Here is a 20,118-nt window from a genome sequence, read left to right as displayed (position 1 = left end):
CTCATCACACCCTTCGGAGGAAGGACCCGAGAGGGATGTGAAAGTAAAGGCCCCGTAAAGGCCCGGGCTGCCCCCGGCAACCTCGGCTAGGCTGGCTCGAGCGCAGACGGTGACGTCTATGCATCCACAGGAATCTTCATCGAGGAAAGCAGGCGATCGACTGTGTCGAGCCAGGTGACGGGCGTCGGTACTTCGAGCGAGGGCGAGTTCGGCGCGAACGAGTGGCTCGTAGACGAACTCTACGAACAGTTCAAAGTCGACAAGCACTCCGTAGACAAGGCCTGGTGGCCGATCCTGGAGGCGTACCACCCGGTCGTCGACGAGTCTTCCGCCGCCGCTCCCCCGCCCTCGGCGCCCCCGGCGCAGGCGGCCTCCGAGCCCAAGCCCGTGACGGCCCCGATCCCGATCGTCGGTCAGGCACCGGTGGCGCGCACCACGGCGAAGCCCGCGAAGCCGCAGCCGATCCCGGCGCAGGCGCCGAACGCCGTCCCGTCGGCGAGCTCGGAAAGCACCGAAGAAGACCGCGTGACGGTCCTGAAGGGGATGCCGAAGGCGCTCGCGTCCAACATGGACGACTCCCTGACGGTCCCCACCGCCACGAGCGTGCGCACCATCCCCGCGAAGCTGATGATCGACAACCGCATCGTCATCAACAACCACATGTCCCGCACACGCGGCGGCAAGGTCAGCTTCACGCACCTCATCGGCTGGGCACTGATCCAGGCCTTGAAGGAGTTCCCGAGCCAGAACGTGTACTACGCCGAGATCGACGGCAAGCCGTCGGTCGTCGCGCCCGCGCACGTCAACCTCGGCATCGCGATCGACATGCCCAAGCCCGACGGGTCGCGTGCGCTGCTGGTGCCGAGCATCAAGCGCGCCGACACGCTCACGTTCGGCGAGTTCCTCGCCTCGTACGAAGACCTCGTGCGCCGCGCCCGCGGCAACAAGCTCACCCCCGGCGACTTCCAGGGCACGACGGTCTCGCTGACCAACCCCGGCGGCATCGGCACGGTCCACTCCGTTCCCCGCCTCATGCGCGGCCAGGGCGCCATCATCGGCGCCGGCGCGCTCGACTACCCCGCCGAGTTCCAGGGTGCGAGCGAGAAGACGCTCAACGAACTGGCGATCGGCAAGACGATCACCCTGACCAGCACCTACGACCACCGCGTCATCCAGGGTGCGGGCTCGGGCGAATTCCTCAAGAAGGTGCACGAGCTGCTCATCGGGCAGCGCGGCTTCTACGACGACATCTTCTCGGCGCTGCGCATCCCTTACGCCCCCATCCACTGGGCGGCCGACATCAGCGTCGACATCTCCGAGCGCATCGACAAGAGCGCCCGCGTGCAGGAGCTCATCAACTCCTTCCGTGTGCGCGGCCACCTCATGGCCGACATCGACCCGCTCGAATACGTCCAGCGCACGCACCCCGACCTCGAGATCGAGCAGCACGGACTGACGTTCTGGGATCTCGACCGGGAGTTCGTCACCGGTGGCCTCGGCGGCAAGCGCGTCGCCAAGCTCCGCGACATCCTCGGTGTGCTGCGCGACTCCTACTGCCGCACGATCGGCGTGGAGTACATGCACATCCAAGACCCCGTGCAGCGCCAGTGGTTCCAGCGCAACGTCGAGGTCAAGTACACCAAGCCCGGTCACGACGAGCAGCTGCGCATCCTCTCGAAGCTGAACCAGGCCGAGGCGTTCGAGACGTTCCTCCAGACCAAGTACGTCGGTCAGAAGCGCTTCAGCCTCGAAGGTGGAGAGTCGCTCATCCCGCTTCTCGACCAGATCCTGCAGGGCGCGGCGACGGTCGGCCTCGACGGGGCGGCGATCGGCATGGCCCACCGTGGTCGGTTGAACGTGCTCACCAACATCGCGGGCAAGACCTACGGTCACGTGTTCCGCGAGTTCGAGGGCGCGGTCGCCATCGGCAGCAAGCGCGGCTCGGGCGACGTGAAGTACCACCTCGGCACCGAGGGAACCTTCGTCGGTGACGCCGGTGACGAGCTGCCCGTGTACCTCGCGGCCAACCCCTCGCACCTCGAGACCGTCGACGGCGTGCTCGAGGGCATCGTCCGCGCCAAGCAGGACCGCAAGCCCATCGGCACCTTCTCGTGGCTGCCCATCCTCGTGCACGGCGACGCCGCGTTCGCGGGCCAGGGCGTCGTGGTCGAGACGCTGCAGATGTCGCAGCTGCGCGGGTACCGCACGGGCGGCACGATCCACGTCGTGGTCAACAACCAGGTCGGCTTCACCACCACGCCCAACGACGCGCGCACCTCGGTGTACGCCACCGACGTGGCCAAGACGATCCAGGCACCCATCCTGCACGTGAACGGAGACGACCCCGAGGCCGTCGTCCGCGCCGCCGAACTCGCGTTCCAGTACCGTGAAGAGTTCCACCGCGACATCGTCATCGACCTCGTCTGCTACCGCCGGCGCGGCCACAACGAGGGCGACGACCCCTCGATGACGCAGCCGCTGATGACCAACCTCATCGAGGCGAAGCGCTCGGTGCGCCGGCTGTACACCGAGTCCCTGGTCGGTCGTGGCGACATCACCGAAGACGAGTACGAGCAGGCGAAGCAGGACTTCCAGAACCGCCTCGAGGTGGCCTTCGCCGACACGCACGAGGCCGAGACGGGTGCCAACCCGGTCGTGACCGTCGACGCGTCCGACGAGCCCGCCGTGGGCGCCCCCGAGACGACCGGCGTGTCGCGCGAGATCGTGCAGCACATCGGCGACGCCTTCGTGAACAAGCCCGACGGCTTCACGGTGCACACCAAGCTGCAGCAGCTGCTCGACAAGCGCCTCGACATGAGCCGCAACGGCAACATCGACTGGGCCTTCGGCGAACTGCTCGCCTTCGGCTCCGTGCTGATGGAAGGCACGCCCGTGCGTCTCGCCGGGCAGGACTCGCGCCGCGGCACCTTCGTGCAGCGTCACTCGGTACTGCACGACCGCAGCAACGGCCAGGAGTGGCTGCCGCTGGCGAACCTCAGCGAGAACCAGGGACGCTTCTGGGTGTACGACTCGCTGCTCAGCGAGTACGCGGCCATGGCGTTCGAATACGGCTACTCGGTCGAGCGCCCCGACGCGCTCGTGCTGTGGGAGGCCCAGTTCGGCGACTTCGCGAACGGCGCTCAGTCGGTCATCGACGAGTTCATCTCGTCGGCCGACCAGAAGTGGGCGCAGCAGTCGAGCGTCGTGCTGCTGCTCCCCCACGGCTACGAGGGCCAGGGCCCCGACCACTCCTCGGCACGTATCGAGCGCTACCTGCAGATGTGCGCGCAAGACAACATGATCGTCGCGCGCCCGTCGACCCCCGCGTCGTACTTCCACCTGCTGCGTCGTCAGGCCTACCAGCGCCCGCGCCGTCCGCTCGTGGTCTTCACGCCGAAGGCCATGCTGCGCCTGCGCGGTGCGACGAGCCCGGTCGAGAACTTCCTCGAGGGCCGGTTCGAGCCCGTGCTCGACGACGATCGCGGCATCGACCGCGGTGCCGTGAAGCGCGTGCTCCTGCACGCCGGCAAGATCCACTGGGACCTGCGCGCCGAGCTCGACAAGAACCCGAACCCCGAGATCGCCTTGGTGCGGGTGGAGCAGTACTACCCCGCCCCGATCGACGAGCTCAACACGGTTCTCGCGCAGTACCCGAACGCCGAACTGGCCTGGGTGCAGGACGAGCCCGAGAACCAGGGGGCGTGGCCGTTCATCGCCCTCGAGGTCGCCGACCAGCTCGGTCGCCCGGTCCGCCGCATCTCGCGTGCGTCCGCCGCCTCGACGGCGACCGGTTCGCCGAAGGTGCACGCCAACGAGCACGCCGCGATCATGAAGGAAGCGCTCGGCAGCTGATCCCCCGCCACAGATCGCTCGGCTGGAGTTTTCCAGCCGAGCGATTTCCGTAGGCGGCCGTTGACCTGCTGGGCAACGTGCTCGAAGTCTGCGAGCCCGTCGACGCTCAGGTCGGTGCCCTTTAGGAAGTATTGGCGTAGCCGCCCGTTGGTGTATTGGTTCGAGCCGCGCTGCCAGGGCGAGGCGGGGTCGCAGAAGTAGACCGGGACACCGGTCGCGATCTTGAACTGTTTATGGGTGGCCATCCTCTGCCCCCTGGTCCCAGGTCTCTGGCGGTGTTCTCAATCAGATCGCCCGCGAGGTCGGAGGCCCTGAGGACGTCGTAACGGCCCACGGACCCGAGACGCCACGGCTTTAAGCGTCGGCCAGGAGATCGAGTTCTTTGACCGGCCGTGACCCGACCACCCATATGGCGGAGGTCGCCACCCCCACTGCCGCGACCGCGAGGACGACCGCGGTCGGGAAGAAAATGGCGAGAACTGCTGCGAGAGCGGCGCCGACCGGATCCACTCCCCAGGTGAGAAGCCGGCTGGCCGCGGAGACGCGGCCGACGGTTTCGTTCGGTAGCCGCACCTGTTTGAGAGTTTCGGTCCCCGTGATGTTTACCATGACGCACGCAGCCCAAAACCCTAACGAGGCTGCGAGCAGAACGATGTTAAACAGACCGAGGCCGGGGTTGAGAATTGCTATCCCGCAGGCCGACAACAGCGGCAGAGCAAACGTGACCGCCAAGATCCTTATTGGCCGCGCGCCCGCCCAGATTCGGGGCGCGACGAGAGTCGCCGACAGCCCGGTGACTCCACCTATTGCCCCCGCGATTCCCACCTCCGCTGCTGTCATCGCCCCTGAGCGCAGGGCATGAGTGATGTAGACGGCCTGGATTGCGGTCGTGAACAGATTGAACTGCGCGATCGACAGCGTCACCGGCCACATCACTGGTTCTCGGCGTAGAAGCACAAAGCCGCTTCCTAGGCTCTGGACGTAGGTCCGCCATGAGAGATGCTCTTCGTCCGCGGCAAAACCTGCTTCGCGGACTGCTCGTATGCCGATTGCGGAAAGCACATAGGTCACCAAGTCGCCGACGAAAAGCCAGAGAGGTGACAGGAGCTGCAGCACAACGCCTGCGACAGCGCCCGCGCCGATGTCGCCCGCGGAGCGAATGCCCGCTACCCAAGAGTTCGCAGGGGTGAGATGTCGACGGCTGACCACATTCGGGAGAAGGGCTGCGAATGCACTGTCGTACAGTCCCGATAAGCCCGTCACGATGAGACCGGCGACAGCCAGCGCCGTCACCGACAAACTCTGGGTCATGAACAGGGCGACGACCACGCCGAGGGTGGCTGCACGCAACCACGACGCCCAGGACATCAGCGTGGTTCGCCGGATCACGTCGGTGATAGGTCCGAATAGGCCAAGGAATACGAGCGTTCCAAGTCCGGCGGCGGCGTTTAGCCAGGCGACCTCGGACGCACTGGCCCCAAGCATCTCTAAAGCGACTATTGGCATCGCGAACAGGGTGAGCTGGCTGCCGAAGAACGAGACAGACTCCGTCCACCACAACACCGAAAAATCGCGGTTCCATAGTCGATGCGTGTCGAGCGCGCCAGTCATCGATCGCTCACTGCTTGCACGATCAGGGCTCCCCGACCAATGAGGTGAAACAGGACCTCGCGCATCTCGCGGGTATCGTCAAGCTGCATTCGAGTGGGGGAATCCAGCGAGAGCCGTACGAGCTGCTGCCCCACTTCACCACCTACCTTCATCGTGAACTCCGGAAAGCGTAGGGCGAAGCGGTCGTTCGTCTCGTCCGTCTCCAGGGTGGTGTTCAAGGAGACATCCACCACGGGTGACGACAGGCGCCCCCAGGTCGCGAACGGAGAGAGCTTGTTACTGGGCTCGCGAAGAACCGCCGTGAGACCCCATGACGTGGCGCCGAGAAGGCGCGCCGCGTGCGCATCCGTGAACCCCCACGGGACAAGGGTCTGCGGCTCGGGGCTCGTCTTCGCGCTGTTCGTCATGACGTCCGCCAGCGCGTCCTTCATGTGGGGGCGCTCGACGGAAAAGGTGGTGTGCACGGACAGCTGGTCGGTGGCGGTCGCTACATGGGGTGTACCTGCGGGCATGAAGAACGCGTCTCCCGGAGCCATCAAGAACGGTTCCACCGCTGCCACCTGATCCTTGAACGGGAAACCCGCCCCCGCCGCCACGTCCAACTTCTGTGCACCATGAACGACCCACCGCTTGGTCCCGGAGGTCTGAAGCACTATGACGTCTTCTTCGTCAGTGTGCGGGGTGAGCCCCGGCTTCCCCGGCGGGGTGTCGTACGCGGTCGCAGTTGCAGTCAGGGACGTGTCTGCGGTCAGACGTTCGCAGATCCTCCAAACGGGAGCGGAAAAATTCTTCAGAGAGTCAATGGTCGCAGTGGCGCCCCTGCCAATCAGCACCGCAACGGCGCTCGCACTCACGCCATCATTGACCGATTGGGTGCCAAGACGGCGGTCTTCAACGTAGGCCGACAACGGGAATCCCTTGCCGCTCAGCGCCACTCGTAGCTGCGGGAAACACACGATTGGATGGCTGAGAAAGGTGCCGACCGCCTCGGGGTCGAGAAGGCTGTAAGACAGTCCTGGCGACGTGGATCGGAGAGCGAACGTGTCCGAGAACCTGTTGGTCGACTGGTCGGCGATGTCAGTGCTGAGGTCGGTCATGAGCGGGTTCCCGTCGTGTGGATCGCGTCGGCGAAGTCGAAGATGCCGGTGGGAGCTAGGTCGAAGGCGTGGTGGCTCCGGAAGCGAGATCGCATACGTCCAATGACGCGACGACGCAGAAGTGTGTCGATGAGTGCCTCTGTCTCGAGAGCCGGAACGGCGTCGTCACTGTCTCCTTGCCAGAACCGGTGAGACAGCTCGCGTGTCTCCGGATCTGCGGGTAGCCGACCACTGGCGATGACTGCGGCCTCCACTAGCTGGCCCCGACGGCCCGGAAAGGATGGCGCGTGCAACTGCAGGGAGAAGCCTTTGTTCGGCAGAGCAGCGTCGACCAGATTCTCGTAGGCGATGAGCGTTGGAACCAGAGCACCACCCGCTGAGCGCGAGAGACAGTCGGCAATCGCCGCATTTGGCGGGAAGTCGGAGTAGTACAGCGGGTACCGCGCCGAGGGCGCTTCAGCAGCGGGCGGAATTTCATCTTGGAGATCTCGGAAGCGAGAACCGCACGACAAGACGCCCTTCACCGCCTCCCGGGGAAGCATGGCCTGCCGCAGGATTAGCTGCGCGTGTGCGGCCGAAATACCTGGCCCGGCGCAGAGCAGAACGACTACGTTCATGACGCTGGGCGGAAGAAATGGTCCTTCCTCATTGTCGGACCAAAACGCCTCTGGAACACCTACTCCCCACCCGATGTCAAGCTCTCCACGCTCGAACAATGCCTTTCCCTGCTCACGACTACTTGTCGAGACGAGCTCGATGGGAGAGTGATTCGTCCCAGGCCGCGGTGAGAGTGTCAACCGGTGACCCGCTGCCCCAGTCACACGGAAACTGCCAGACGGGCGCGCATGATTGCGCGGAGTGATGGCGGGGTGTGCCAGGATCGGTGCCAGTTGCGCGACAGGCTGCCTCATCATCAGTCGGAGATGGCTGGATCCCTCAACGGTTATTCGCGCGAACACACTGGACATCCAGGCCAGCCGATGGCTTCGGACTGCGCTGATCATCGCTGCTCCGACATCGTCAGCGGTCACCCGCTCCCCACCCCACCACGACGCGTCGTCCGCTAGGCGAAGCCGCCATTCGAGCGCATCGGTTCGCTCGGCTGACGTCAGAAGGTCGCCCTCCACCCGGGCTCCGTTCCATCGGAAGAGCGGACGATGGAGCTGTGAGGAGACCAGCAGCCCCGTGTATTCGTTGGGTAAGAGGTACACGCCGGGCTTCGTGTCCATCTCGATCCGGACGGGCCGCATCAGAGATTCAGCCGCGCAACCCGGCTCGACACGATGGCGCCCGTGGCCTGGCGCACAACAACCATCGGCCTGTCGTACTCGACGAACCCGTTCAGGCCCGCGAGATGATGAAGGATCTGATCCGCGGCGAGGGTCGCCGCCAGTGTATTGATCGGCCCGTGTGACGCGAGCAGGGGAGTGCTCCCCCGCTCGCCTGGTTGCAGGACGAGCGCCGACGTGGGCGAGCCCTGTGACTGTCGGGGTGAAAATACGGGACTCACGACGGACCTATGCAGACCTGCAGTGGCCCACAGCGATGGCACTCCGCGGTCCCACGCTGACTGGCAAACGGAAACCGCTGTCCTCGTGTCCGGCTTGTCGATCGCCGACAGCACAAAGTCCGCTTCTGCATAGACGCGGTTCTGGATCGGACCTGCATCTTCCGTCCAGGTACCACGGATCGTGTGCACCTCGGCGTCAGGCATGCGCTCAAGGACATACGCGCGTGCCGCCTCGACCTTGGACGCGCCTACGTCGGAACGCTTGTAAATGAACTGCCGATTCATGTTCGAGTGCTCAACCTCGTCCGTGTCGACGAAGATGAGCTGTCGCACACCTGCGGCAATAAGGTGCTCTACAGCGACAGCCCCTATGCCGCCGATGCCCACGACCGCGACGGTTGCTGCAGCGATGCGCTCAACCGCGATCACTGGCTCGTTCGTGAGTGATCTCCAATACTCGACCTGACGGCTTTGATCGTCCGGCACTGGACGAGCCTTCGGTCGGATCACCGAGCGCCGGATCAACTCTTCACGTAGGGCCGCCAGGGACGGTCGCGACTGCGAGGACCAGCCCTCGGTCAGGCGGAACACCACCTCTGCAGCTTCGGCTTCGGTGCCAACATCAATCGCAAGTTCGGTGGTCTCGGACCGTAGGACGACACGTGAGTCGCGTTGGTGGGCAACCCAGCCAGACGTGATGGTGTGGATCATGTCGTCTCCGTTGAGAGCTCGCGGGGGCGGCTGGAGACAGCCCCCACGAGGTATGTCAGGTGCGGTGAACGATCAACGTGTCAATGTCGATCGCCTTTTCCTCGATCTCGAACGAAGTGGTCTCCATGGCGCACCTCCCCCCTCGTGGTCGGGCGCCGGCTTGGCGCGGGAGCGAGCGTAACCCGGCAAAGCGAAGGCCGAGGTGAGGGTCTGCGGTCAATGCGCCGCTTGCAAGCCGGTCGAACGAGGCATGATGAGGGTCGCCACCGCTGCCGTCCCGTTCGGTGTGGGCCTGGTGCGAGTGACGGCCACACGGCCTGAGTGTTGGCCTGCCCGGATCCGGGTGGCAGTGATGCCATGGTCGATTCGCCCACAACGTCACCCGAAAGCGCGGCTCAGCTAGCTTCCATTCCGTTCGCCGCGCTGTATCTCCACGATCATCACGCAGACCACCCGGGGGCCGGTGTTGCGACCACCGCTAGAACCCGCACGTCGGCCGGCCCTTTCGTAGTGCCGGCGCGGATATGCCCACCCGCCGCGGACACGGGCCGCGAGAGTGGCGGCAGGGATCTATGCACCTCCGCCGCCGCGGGCCGCGACCGTAGCGACGGGGACCTGCGCTTCCGCAATCGCGGACGGCGACCGTGGCAACGACGATCTACGAGCTCCCACCGCCACCCCACCGCGGCGACGCCTCGAGCCTTCCCCGTCGATCAGGACGGCGGCGCGGCCAGCCCGAGCGCGGGCGCGAGTGCCGGGATCGCCCACGCGAGGCTCGCGTCGAGCGTTTCGCCCGTGTGCCCGCCCCCCTCCACGACGTAGGTCAGGGTCGTGAAGCCGGCGGCGTTCGCCGCCTGGGAGTTCGACAGCTGTCCAGGGCCGTAGGTGGTGTCGGCACTGCCCCAGGTGAAGATCGCCGTGTGTCCGGCGTACGTCCCGGCGGGCGCGGCGCCCATGATCACCGACGGCTTGCCGGCCTCGAACGCGGCCGCGTCGCCGTTGTACACGTCGGCGACGGTCTGGGCGACGTGCTCCGAGCCCGGGAACTCGTTGCCCATCACGTCGAGCATCTGTCCCCAGGTGTCGGGATACCGTGAGCCGTACATCGCCGCACACGACCCCCCGTTCGAGAAGCCGCCGATCGTCCAGTAGCGATGGTCCGTGATGATGTTGAGATTCTTCTCGGCCCATTGCGGCACGAGGTCGTTGATGTAGGTCGCGACCGCTCCGTACTTCGCGGAGTCGACGCACGTGGGGTCGAGGTCGGGCGCGGTCAGCTGGTCCACCACGATCGCGATCGGAGCGAGCCCCTTGTTCGCGGCGGCGAACGCGTCGAGGGCTTTCGCCAGGGGGGTGGGGTCGGGCGAGCCCGGCTGACCCATCATGAACACCAGCAGGGGCAGGGCAGGCGGGTCGGCGACCTGGGCCGCCGGGGGGAGGTAGAGCGACGCATCACGCGCGGCGTACTGCCCGGTCGGGATCTTGGTGCTGCCGGTCAGCGCGCTCACCGATCCCTTCGCGGGCATGTCGGCGGGCGGCTGCCATGTCTGGTCCAAAGTCGCCGGATCGCCGGCGGCCGCACTCTGCTGCGGCAGCGACGCCGGGTCGAGTGCCTGAACGCCCAGGATGGCGGCGAGGTTGTGCGTCACGCCGTACGCCGCGTTGACTCCGAGGATGCCGGCCAGAAGTGCCGACACGACCGTCACGACGCCCGCGACCCGGCGCACCCAGGGACTGCGGAAGATCCCCACGATGCCGACGGCGATCGCCGCGACGGAGCCGGACCCCCACCAGATCGCCGCGCCCGGCAACGGACCCTGGAAGGCGTCCATCGCTTCGAGGACCTTCGCCACCACGAACATCGCGACCCCCGCCGCGACCCCGATCGACAGGGTGAGGATGACACGTCGGTGCGGCCACACGATGACGGCGACGAGTCCGAGCACGGCGACGGCGGCGCTGACGGGCAGGAGCGGAGAGTCGATCAGTTCGAGCGACAGGATGAACTTGTTCACCGACGGCCCTCCCACGCGGTCCGCGCCAGCGCGACCATCTCCCGGCGCGACGCGTCGGGGAGGTAGGCGCGTCCGACGGCGGCCCCGATGCCGGGCAGCTGCAGCGGGTCGCGATAGGCGAGGGCCAGGGGGCGGTATCTCGGGCGGAACTTGCCCTTGAAGCGGAACAACGACGCGAATCCGTACGCCGGCTCGAGCACCTCGGCGAGCCAGCGCAGCAGGGCGCGCAGCGGCGCGGGGTCGCCCTCCACCGCCTCGTCGGGGTCGTCGGCGAGGGGGGCACCTGACAGGCTCAGCACGATGGCGCCCTCCTCCTGCAGCTGCAGGGCGGCCTTGGCGATGAGGAACTCCATCATCCCGTTGGGGCCGTCGGTGCGGCGTCGCATGAAGTCGAGGGTCCAGCCCGTGATCTCGCCGTCGGTCCAGCTCGGCATCCAGCTCGTGACCGCCTCGATGCGCTCGTCGGGACCCACCGCGAGCAGAAGGCGTACGTCGCGGTCTCGCAGTTCGTCGAGCGACCCCAGCGTGAACCCCATCTCGGGCAGCGCCCGATCCGCGACCCACTCCTCGTCGATGGCGACGACCTGCGACGCCTGCGACACGGTGAGCTCGTGCCAACGCGACCAGACGGCCGTGTATCCCTCCCGCTCGGCGCGGGTGAGGGGCTGGCGCACCTTCTGCCAGGTCTTGCCCGCGAAGGTGAGACCCGGCAGATCCATCACGGTCTCGACGCCGACCGGCACGTGCCGCCAGCCCAGGTCGACGAGGTCGTTCAGGGTGTCGGCATGCACGCTGTAGAAGGCGGGGATCCACCCGTGCTCGACGCAGTAGTCGGTGAACCCCCTCAGGGCCTCGGGGCGCCTGCCGGCGGGCGCGAGGGGGTCGGCGACCGCGAGCGCGACGTCGCCGGAGAGCCGGTAGGCGACCGCGCAGTCTCCATCATCGGAGTACCAGTGACGGTTGCCGGCCCAGGTGCCCAGGAATCCCAGGGTGTCGCTGCCGCGACGCAACAGCTCGCGGTACCGGCCCTCGTCTCCCGGGTCGGGGCGCTGCACCCGGCGGTACAGCCACAGGATGGAGGCGACCACGGTGACCCAGAACAGCACGCCGATCCACTGGTACGCGAAGAGGGCGGGTCCGCTGTGGGGGAACGCGGTCGAGCCCCCCGGGTGGGTGAAGGCGGGTGGGAGGAAACGTCGCAGGGTCACCGAGAGCAGGTCGAAGAAGGAGACCTCGCGATCGAAAGCCCGTTTGCCGACGGCCTCGACGACGAAGAGCGTCGTCGCGCAGGCGACGAACGCCAGCGAGAGCACGACCGCCACGGTCTTCGCGGCCCTGGGTGTCGCGCGCACCGAGAACCGTGCGCGGGCGACGACCAGCGCCGCCGCAAGCACGAGGGGGATGACCACGCTCGCTATCGCCCACAGGACGTACTCCGCACCGCTGCCGTCGACCCAGGGGTCGATGCGCAGGCGACCGTCGGCGAGCGAGACGAGAGGAAGGACGGCGGATGCCACGAGCACGAACACCGCGACGACCCAGGCCGCACGGCGGCCCTGTCGCAGCCCCCACGCCGCTACGAGCAACAGGACGAGGGGGGTGATGGCCAGCAGAGCCGGTCCCGCGCCGCGCGTCATCAGGAGAGCCACCTGCTCGTCGCACACCGACGCTGCGACCGTTCCGCACTGCGCGAGCACCTCGTCGTCGTACTGGGTGTACGCGTCGACGACGAGGGACAGCGGGCCGCGCCCGCCGCCGCTGATCAACGCGACGATCGGCCCGCTGCCGACCACGGCGACCAGAAGCGCCAGCAGTGTGCGGCTCTCCCTCGTGGAGCTGCGATGCCACGAACGCCGCTCCCGGCCCCGCGCGAGGACGGCACCAACGGCGAGGCCGATCGCGGCCGCGGTGAGGCGGTACCAGGAGTCGGCGTCGCCGGCGTACAGGGCGAAGAGGGCGAGCAACGCGAAGCCGACCAGGCGCAGGCGGCGGCGCCAGAGCGTGGTCGCGAATGCCGAGGCCGCCATGACCGCGCCGGCGATGGGCGTGGTCGGGTCGAGCACGGGCACTTCGGCCGCTACGACGGGGCGGAGGTCCGTCACCGTCCAGGCCGCGGCGTGCAGGCCGATACCCACGAGCAGCCCCGCGAGCCCGGTCACCGCCAGCAGCAGCGCCGTACGGCGAGACCCCAGTAGGCGCTCGGCGTACGCGAGCACCGTGAGCGCGAGCAGCACGGATGCCGCCGCATCCACGGCCGAATCCGGTACGACGAGCGCGGTGACCACCGTCCACCAGCGACCGCTCGCGAAGGTGGCCAGAGGCCCTGCGCCCCAGATGAGGGCTCCCCCGTCGTTCCACAGCGATCCGGTCGCCGCCGCCGCGGCGACGACGATGACGGCGACGACCACGGCGACGGGATTGCGGGCGAGGTACCGGCGAAGGTACGGGCCCACCGCCCGCAGGCGCGAGGGCGTCTTTGCGCCGGGCGCGGCTGGTGCTGTATCGGACATCGGCGAAAGCCTACGAGCAAAGCAGGGCCGAGGACATCAGTACCAGATGTCGAGAAGCGGAGTCATAGACGGCGCAAAGGAACGGTCGACCGCCGCGAGGGTGTCGGGGTGCCCCGAGGCGAGACCCGCCGCGGCCAGTTCGGTGACGCGCGCGCCCCCGAGCAGAAGGGATCCCAGCGCGTTGACGGTCATCTCCACGTCGACCGCGTCGCCCGTGGCGACGGAATCGACCACGGCCTCGCCGTCATCGCCGATGACCATTCGCCACGCGCCATCGGCGAATCCGAGCGGATCGGTGACGCGCACGGCGACCCCCAGCGGCGCGGAATAAGCCCGTGAGGCGAGGGCGCGCGGGACGTCGAGGATCCGCAGCCACTGGTGGTCGGTCAGCGTCGCCGTGACCGCGCGCCGGTCGGCGACCATCCACTGCACGGGCGGAACGGGCGCCTGCAGCGAGGCCTTCACCGTGCCCACCAGGTCGTGCTCGAGGACGAACCTCCACAGGGCGGCGTAGGCGTCGGGCGTCTCCGCGAACAGCGCGCGTACGTCGAGGTCGTGCGCCGCGAAGTCGTCGCGATCGGCGATCGTGTACACGACGATGCCGCGCTCGACCCCCTCGGCGTCGCGGTGAACCACGGCGCGCACCTTCTCGCCCTGTTTGTCTCCGGGGGCGAGACCCGCGACCCCGCGCCAGCGTCCGTCCCACCCGGGCACCGAGCCGGGGCGCTGCCGGCGCACGCGCTCGTGGACGGCGGCGATCCTGTCGGCGAGGCCGTCGCGCGGCACGAAGTCGAGGCGTCCATCGGGGGTCGGACCCGTCCACCGGGCACGGGTGGTGTCGATCTCGACATCGGAGGCCCACGTGGCCGGGGAGAAGCCCCAGCGGCCGTAGATCGTCGCCTCGGTCACGGTCAGGCCCGCGAGGGCGAAGCCGGCGTCCGCCGCGGTGCGCAGCTCACCGCCCAGCATCGCCCGGGCGATCCCCCGACGCCGGTGGGTCGGCGCCACCGTGACGGCGCTGATCGCCCACAGGTCGGTCTGGCGCCCCGGCGAGGTGGTGAGCTCGGTCGCCCACGAGTCGACCGTCCCCACGGGGACGCCGGGTTCCACCCCGTCGCGGTCGTAGACCCCGGTGAGCCGGCGGGTGCGCAGCGTCAGGCGGGCGTTCTCGGCCTCGTCGTCGGTCGACTCCCCGCCGAGGAACCCGCGCGCCACAGCACGCTGGAACGGACGGTACGCGTCGCCGTCGGCATCCACCCGTGCGTAATCGAGCCCGGAGGCCGCGAGGTCGTCGCCGGAGGTCTGGTCGAGGGGCAGCGTCAGGGGGTCGATGGATGCCATGACCCCAGCCTACGGACCCCCTCGGACACCCACCCAGGGGCGTCGCCCGGGGTCAGTGGGTGGCTTGGATCGCGCGCAGGCGCGCGAGCACCTGATCACGCAGCTCGTCGGGGGCGGTCTCTTTGCACGCCCGCGCCACCACGTCGGTCAGGGTGCGCGCCACGAGCGCCTCGTCCTGGCATCCGGGGCAGTTCTCGAGGTGCTGACGGATGTCACTCGCCTCGGTCTTGCAGACCTCGTTGCGGAGGTACTCCTCCAGGTCGCGCCGTGCCTTGTCGCAGCCGCAGTCGCTCATTTCTTCTCTCCCGTCGCGGCCTTGATACCGCGCTCCTTGGCGTAGTCCGACAGCAGGTCGCGCAGCAGCCGCCGGCCGCGGTGCAGACGGCTCATGACCGTGCCGATCGGAGTCTTCATGATGTCGGCGATCTCCTGGTAGGCGAAGCCCTCGACGTCGGCGAGGTACACCGCCATCCGGAAATCCTCGGGGATCGACTGCAGGGCGTCTTTGACGACGGATGCCGGCATGTGGTCGATCGCTTCGGCCTCGGCCGAGCGGGCGCTGCTCGCGGTGGTCGACTCGGCCCCGCCGAGCTGCCAGTCCTCGAGGTCGTCGATGGCGCTCTGGTAGGGCTCGCGCTGCTTCTTTCGGTACGTGTTGATGTACGTGTTCGTCAGGATGCGGTAGAGCCAGGCCTTCAGGTTCGTGCCCTGCGTGAACGACGCCCACGAACCGAAGGCCTTCACGAAGGTCTCCTGCACGAGGTCGGCCGCGTCGGCGGGATTGCGCGTCATGCGCATCGCTGCGGCGTAGAGCTGGTCCATGAAGGGCAGAGCCTGCTCTTCGAACTGTGCGCGGGGCTCGGCCTGCGAGCCCGCTTCGGCGGTGTCGTCCATCGCGCGCCAGTCTACGTCGGGCATGTCGAAGGCCGCCGGGATGCTCGCCGGCGGGCTGTCGCGCTCGAGAAGTGCGGTCACGTGTCGTCCCCTTTCAGTAGGCTAGGAACCGATGAATCCGCTCGGGTATTCCCCTTCCGCCGCCACGCCTCGCGGCGCGTGGGACGCGCCTGTCGCCGCCGGTCCCATGGGTGCCACGGTCACCGTGCCGGGTTCGAAGTCGCTGACGAACCGCGAGCTCGTTCTCGCCGCGATCGCCGACGGCCCCGGCACGCTGCACGCCCCCCTGCATTCCGACGACTCGGCGCGCATGATCGACGCCCTGCGGGCGCTGGGCGTGGGCATCGACGAGATCGACACCGACTCGCCGTTCGGGCCCGACCTGCTGGTCACTCCCCCGTCGTCCTTCCTCGGCGGCACGACGATCGACTGCGGCCAAGCCGGCACCGTCATGCGCTTCGTGACGCCGCTCGCGGGCTTCGCGCGAGGTGACGTGCACGTCACGGCGCACGAGAGTGCCCTGCACCGCCCGATGGGCGCGATGATCCGTGCGCTGCGCGACGTGGGCGTCGACATCGACGACGGCGGCCACTGGGCCCTGCCCTTCTCGGTCCGCGGACACGGTCACGTGCGCGGCGGCGAGGTCGAGATCGACGCGAGTCAGTCCAGCCAGTTCGTCTCGGGTCTGCTCCTGGCGGCCCCCCGCTTCGACGTGGGCCTGCGGCTGCGCCACGTCGGCTCGCGGCTTCCGAGCGTCCCGCACATCGACATGACGGTCGAGGCGCTGGCCCACCGCGCCGTCCACGTGGAGCGTCCGGCTCCGGGCGAGTGGATCGTGCCCGCGGGGCCCGTCCGGGCCAAAGACGTCGCGATCGAGCCCGACCTCTCCAACGCCTCGCCGTTCCTGGCCGCGGCGATGGTCGCGGGCGGTTCGGTCACGGTCACGGGGTGGCCGCTGCACAGCACCCAGCCCGGCGCACTCCTCGTCGACATCCTCGCCGAGATGGGGGCGCGCGTGAGCCGTCGTGGCGGCGCCCTCACCGTCGCCGCCGGCGACGACGGCATCCTGGGCGTCGAACTCGACCTCTCGGCCGCCGGCGAACTCGCTCCCACGCTCTTCGGTCTGGCAGCTTTCGCCGACGGCCCCACGACACTGCACGGCATCGGTCACATCCGGGGGCACGAGACCGACCGCATCGCCGCCCTCGTCGGCAACCTGCGGGCGCTGGGCGGCGAGGCGCACGAGCTCGAAGACGGCATCCGCATCGTCCCGCGCGCCCTGGCCGGCGGCGAGTGGAAGGCCCACCACGACCACCGGCTGGCCACGACCGGCGCCCTCATCGGACTCCGCGTCCCCGGCGTGCAGGTCGACGACATCGGCACGACGGCCAAGACCCTCCCCCAGTTCGCCGCACTCTGGCACGCCATGCTCGGCGCCGACGCCCCGGTCGACGCGTGAGCAGGACGAACGCGTGAGCTGGCTCGACGACGACGACGATGACGACGATCTCGCCTACGACGAATCGTCCATCCGGTCGCGACCGAACCCCAAGGCCAACCGCCCCCGCACCAAGCGTCGCCCGGCGCACGCCGATGCGCAGATCGCCCGGGTCCTGGGCGTCGACCGCGGCCGGTACACCGTGCTCGTCGACGAGGACGGTCCGGACGAGCGCCGCATGCTCGCGACTCGCGCGCGCGAACTGCGCAAGCAGCCGATCGTCAACGGCGACCGCGCGCGCGTCGTCGGCGACCTGACCGGCGGCGAGGGCACGCTCGGCCGCATCGTCGGCATCGAGGAGCGCACCTCCCTCCTCCGCCGTAGCGCCGACGACACCGACCAGGTCGAGCGGGTGATCGTCGCCAACGCCGACCAGATGCTGATCGTGGTCGCCGCGGCCGACCCCGAACCCCGCGAGCGGCTCGTCGACCGTTATCTCGTCGCCGCGCTCGACGCCGGCATCCGTCCGCTGCTCGTGGTCACGAAGACCGACCTGGCCGACCCGACCGAGTTCCTGTCGCACTTCGCCGGGATCGACCTCCGCGTCTTCACCAGCGCGCAGGGCGCCATGCCGCTGGACGAGATCGGCGAGGCGATCGCGGGGCACTCCACCGTCTTCGTCGGACACTCCGGCGTGGGGAAGTCCACGCTCGTCAATGCGCTGACCGGCTCGGAGCGGGCGATCGGGCACGTCAACGTGGTCACCGGTCGGGGCCGGCACACGTCGTCGTCGGCCGTCTCGCTGCGCTATCGGGGACCCGCCGGTTCCGGCTGGGTGATCGACACCCCGGGCGTCCGGTCGTTCGGTCTCGGCCACGTCGATCCCGCCCATGTGCTCGGCGCCTTCACCGACCTCGCCGAGGCGGCCGAAGACTGCCCGCGCGGCTGCACCCACCTCCCCGACGCGCCGGACTGCGCGATCGCCGAGGCCGTGGCATCCGGTCGTCTGGGTCCGGGGGCCGAGGCGCGTCTCGACTCCCTGCACCGGCTGTTGACGACGTTCCAGGCGATCGAGCGTTCTAGGCTGGAGGGGTGACGAACCTCGACAAGGGCGACACCGCCCCCGACTTCACCCTGCTCGACCAAGACGAGCACCCCGTCTCGCTGAGCGACTTCCGTGGTCGCCGCGTGATCCTGTACTTCTACCCCGCCGCCCAGACCCCGGGCTGCACGACGCAGGCGTGCGACTTCCGTGACAGTCTCGCCTCTCTGCAGGGCGCCGGGTACACGGTTCTCGGCCTGTCACGCGACACCCCCGAGAAGCTCCGGGCGTTCCGCGGCAGCGACGGCCTCACCTTCCCCCTGCTCAGTGATCCCGATCACACGGTGCACGAGGCGTACGGCGCGTGGGGCGAGAAGCAGAACTACGGCAAGACCGTGACCGGTGTGCTGCGCTCGACCTTCGTCATCGACGAAGACGGCACGGTCGTCGAAGCGCTCTACAACGTCAAGGCCACCGGGCACGTCGCGCGTCTGCGTAAGACCCTCGGCCTCGCCGCCGCCTGACCTCCGCGCTCACGACCCCGCCCGCCGCATCCGCGGTAGGCGGGGTTCGTCGTTCGTCGGCCGCACGCCCGCCGGTGGACACGCCGCAGCGGACGCGCCCCTGTCAGCTCGGTCCCTTCACCCTCCGCCCGCTCGCGGCCCCGCCTGTCCTGCGTTGTGGCCCTCGGCGGCCATCGTTCGCGCCGTACGGTCGGTGCTGCGCGGAGGACACAACGCAGGAGATCCGCCCAGGTCAGGGGGTTTCTTCCGCCTCGAGCCCTCTCGTCGCGCCGTTTCCCCTGCGTTGTGTGCCGCGGGCGACGGGCATTCGGGACGTTCGGCGGACGGTTGACGCCGCGCGCGCGGGCGAGAGCGACCCGTGGAGCCTTCTGGCCCGTCGGGGACGGTCAGTCGTCGTCGCGACGGCGCGGCGCGGCGCGCCGCACGGCGATGACGAGCAGGACCAGCCCGATGACGGCCGGGAGGGCGATGAGAAGGGCGGCTGTGGGGGCGGCCCATTCCCCGGTCACGGCACCGATGGCGACCGACAGGATCAGCAGCTGCGTCACGATGCCGCCCGAGCGCGCGACGGACGCATCGCGCGCCGTCCCGACGGCGAACGCGCCGACGATGGCCGCGCCGATGATCGTCAGCACGATGAGGGCGATCGAGCTCACGACGGAGTCGGTGTCGCCGCCGATGAGCGCCACGACCTGCCATCCGGCGAGCGCCAGGATGCCGAGGGCCTCGAGTCCGAGCAGGGCGGCGGCCGCGAGTCGAATCGGCATCCGAAACCCTCCGAAGGGCGCCGCTGGCCCGTTACGATCCGGAAACCTGCCGGTTACCTCTTGATCAGGCGGAATCGCTATGGGAGCATGGAACAAGCCGTGTGCTCCCACAGCGAAGTGGGGCGAGCAATCGCTCGCGTTCCCACCAGGGTACCGGACCCGATAGCCGGTGCCGAATCGACCAAAATTTCTGTTACAAGGAGCACCCCTATGGATTGGCGCGACAAAGCAGCCTGCCTGACAGTCGACCCCGAGCTGTTCTTCCCCGTCGGTAACACCGGCCCCGCGGTCGACCAGATCGAGAAGGCCAAATCGGTCTGCGCACGCTGCACCGTCACCGAGGTCTGCCTGCAGTACGCCCTCGAGTCCGGCCAGGATTCGGGCGTCTGGGGCGGCCTGAGCGAAGACGAGCGCCGCGCCCTCAAGCGCCGTGCCGCCCGCGCGCGCCGCGCCTCCTGACACCACCCTCCACGGTTGAAGCCCGCCCCCTCGGGGCGGGCTTCTTCGCGTTCGGAACCGAGCAGCGCCGGCCTGGCGGCTGCTCGCAGATGTGCAGGTCGCTCGCACAATGGCATCCGGAATCTGCGAGGGACGCGCGATTCTGCGAGGATCGGGCTCCGCTGGACGCCGGTAGCGGCGCGTCGGAGATGGGTCGTCCTCGGACATCGGCCCGCGGCCAATCTCGCACACGGACGGCTTCCTCGCAGAATGGCATCCGGAATCTGCGAGGGAAGCGCGACTCCGCGAGGATCGAGCCCCGTTGGACGGGCCACACCGTAAGGAGAACGGATGCCGCGTGGCGGCGG

At 68.6% G+C, this 20,118-nt stretch carries 15 protein-coding genes and 1 pseudogene; 5 read left to right on the top strand and 11 right to left on the bottom strand.

Annotation, left to right across the window (positions count from 1 at the left end; translation table 11 throughout):
• Positions 1-162: 162 nt before the first annotated feature.
• Positions 163-3,852, top strand: coding sequence for a multifunctional oxoglutarate decarboxylase/oxoglutarate dehydrogenase thiamine pyrophosphate-binding subunit/dihydrolipoyllysine-residue succinyltransferase subunit (locus QRO03_RS01455; RefSeq protein ID WP_285135745.1), 3,690 nt, complete (start codon positions 163-165; stop codon positions 3,850-3,852).
• A gap of 14 nt (positions 3,853-3,866) precedes the next feature.
• On the opposite strand, the pseudogene QRO03_RS01450 reads toward QRO03_RS01455, so the two are convergent.
• From QRO03_RS01450 to QRO03_RS01405, 10 genes and pseudogenes are all read right to left on the bottom strand, one after another.
• Positions 3,867-4,119 (bottom strand): annotated as a pseudogene (locus tag QRO03_RS01450) (IS30 family transposase); the annotation flags it as partial.
• 87 nt (positions 4,120-4,206) lie between these two features.
• Positions 4,207-5,463: an MFS transporter gene (locus QRO03_RS01445; protein ID WP_285135744.1), complete on the bottom strand. Its 1,257-nt coding sequence runs from the start codon at positions 5,461-5,463 to the stop codon at positions 4,207-4,209.
• Positions 5,460-6,560, bottom strand: a complete 1,101-nt coding sequence (locus QRO03_RS01440) for a JmjC domain-containing protein (RefSeq protein ID WP_285135743.1) — start codon at positions 6,558-6,560, stop codon at positions 5,460-5,462. The genes QRO03_RS01445 and QRO03_RS01440 overlap by 4 nt, the downstream gene beginning before the upstream one ends.
• Positions 6,557-7,177, bottom strand: coding sequence for a hypothetical protein (locus QRO03_RS01435; RefSeq protein ID WP_285135742.1), 621 nt, complete (start codon positions 7,175-7,177; stop codon positions 6,557-6,559). The genes QRO03_RS01440 and QRO03_RS01435 overlap by 4 nt, the downstream gene beginning before the upstream one ends.
• A gap of 632 nt (positions 7,178-7,809) precedes the next feature.
• Entirely contained in the window at positions 7,810-8,781 is a 972-nt protein-coding gene (locus QRO03_RS01430) for a ThiF family adenylyltransferase (protein ID WP_285135741.1), read from the bottom strand.
• 713 nt (positions 8,782-9,494) lie between these two features.
• Positions 9,495-10,796, bottom strand: coding sequence for an alpha/beta hydrolase (locus QRO03_RS01425; protein ID WP_285135740.1), 1,302 nt, complete (start codon positions 10,794-10,796; stop codon positions 9,495-9,497).
• Positions 10,793-13,306, bottom strand: coding sequence for a bifunctional lysylphosphatidylglycerol flippase/synthetase MprF (locus tag QRO03_RS01420; protein WP_285135738.1), 2,514 nt, complete (start codon positions 13,304-13,306; stop codon positions 10,793-10,795). Before QRO03_RS01420 ends, QRO03_RS01425 begins: the two co-directional genes overlap by 4 nt.
• Before the next feature lie 36 nt (positions 13,307-13,342).
• Positions 13,343-14,647, bottom strand: a complete 1,305-nt coding sequence (locus tag QRO03_RS01415; protein ID WP_285135737.1) for a GNAT family N-acetyltransferase — start codon at positions 14,645-14,647, stop codon at positions 13,343-13,345.
• Positions 14,648-14,699: 52 nt separating this feature from the next.
• Complete coding sequence (locus tag QRO03_RS01410; protein ID WP_285135736.1) at positions 14,700-14,942, bottom strand: zf-HC2 domain-containing protein; 243 nt, start codon at positions 14,940-14,942, stop codon at positions 14,700-14,702.
• Entirely contained in the window at positions 14,939-15,565 is a 627-nt protein-coding gene (locus tag QRO03_RS01405) for a sigma-70 family RNA polymerase sigma factor (protein ID WP_183419364.1), read from the bottom strand. Before QRO03_RS01405 ends, QRO03_RS01410 begins: the two co-directional genes overlap by 4 nt.
• Before the next feature lie 88 nt (positions 15,566-15,653).
• Between QRO03_RS01405 and aroA the strand changes: the two genes are divergently transcribed.
• Genes aroA through bcp form a run of 3 tightly spaced genes read left to right on the top strand, consistent with a single transcriptional unit; the run spans position 15,654 to position 18,545 of the window.
• The gene (gene aroA, locus QRO03_RS01400; RefSeq protein WP_285135735.1) at positions 15,654-17,000 is read left to right on the top strand and encodes a 3-phosphoshikimate 1-carboxyvinyltransferase; all 1,347 of its coding nucleotides are present in this window, start codon (positions 15,654-15,656) and stop codon (positions 16,998-17,000) included.
• A gap of 13 nt (positions 17,001-17,013) precedes the next feature.
• Positions 17,014-18,075, top strand: a complete 1,062-nt coding sequence (rsgA, locus tag QRO03_RS01395) for a ribosome small subunit-dependent GTPase A (RefSeq protein ID WP_285135734.1) — start codon at positions 17,014-17,016, stop codon at positions 18,073-18,075.
• A complete protein-coding gene (gene bcp, locus QRO03_RS01390) occupies positions 18,072-18,545 on the top strand; it encodes a thioredoxin-dependent thiol peroxidase (protein WP_285135733.1) in 474 nt (157 codons plus the stop codon). The genes rsgA and bcp overlap by 4 nt, the downstream gene beginning before the upstream one ends.
• A 386-nt stretch (positions 18,546-18,931) precedes the next feature.
• Here bcp and QRO03_RS01385 read toward each other — a convergent pair whose 3' ends face one another.
• A complete protein-coding gene (locus tag QRO03_RS01385) occupies positions 18,932-19,312 on the bottom strand; it encodes a histidine kinase (RefSeq protein ID WP_285135732.1) in 381 nt (126 codons plus the stop codon).
• A gap of 210 nt (positions 19,313-19,522) precedes the next feature.
• Here QRO03_RS01385 and QRO03_RS01380 point away from each other — a divergent pair, with 210 nt between their 5' ends.
• Positions 19,523-19,771, top strand: a complete 249-nt coding sequence (locus tag QRO03_RS01380; protein WP_013583608.1) for a WhiB family transcriptional regulator — start codon at positions 19,523-19,525, stop codon at positions 19,769-19,771.
• The last annotated feature ends 347 nt before the right edge of the window (positions 19,772-20,118 follow it).

This window comes from Microbacterium sp. lyk4-40-TSB-66 (assembly GCF_030209475.1).
In the GTDB taxonomy this organism is placed as follows: Bacteria; Actinomycetota; Actinomycetes; order Actinomycetales; family Microbacteriaceae; genus Microbacterium.
Note: the sequence above shows the minus strand (reverse complement) of the source record. Positions and strands in the feature narration are given on the sequence as shown.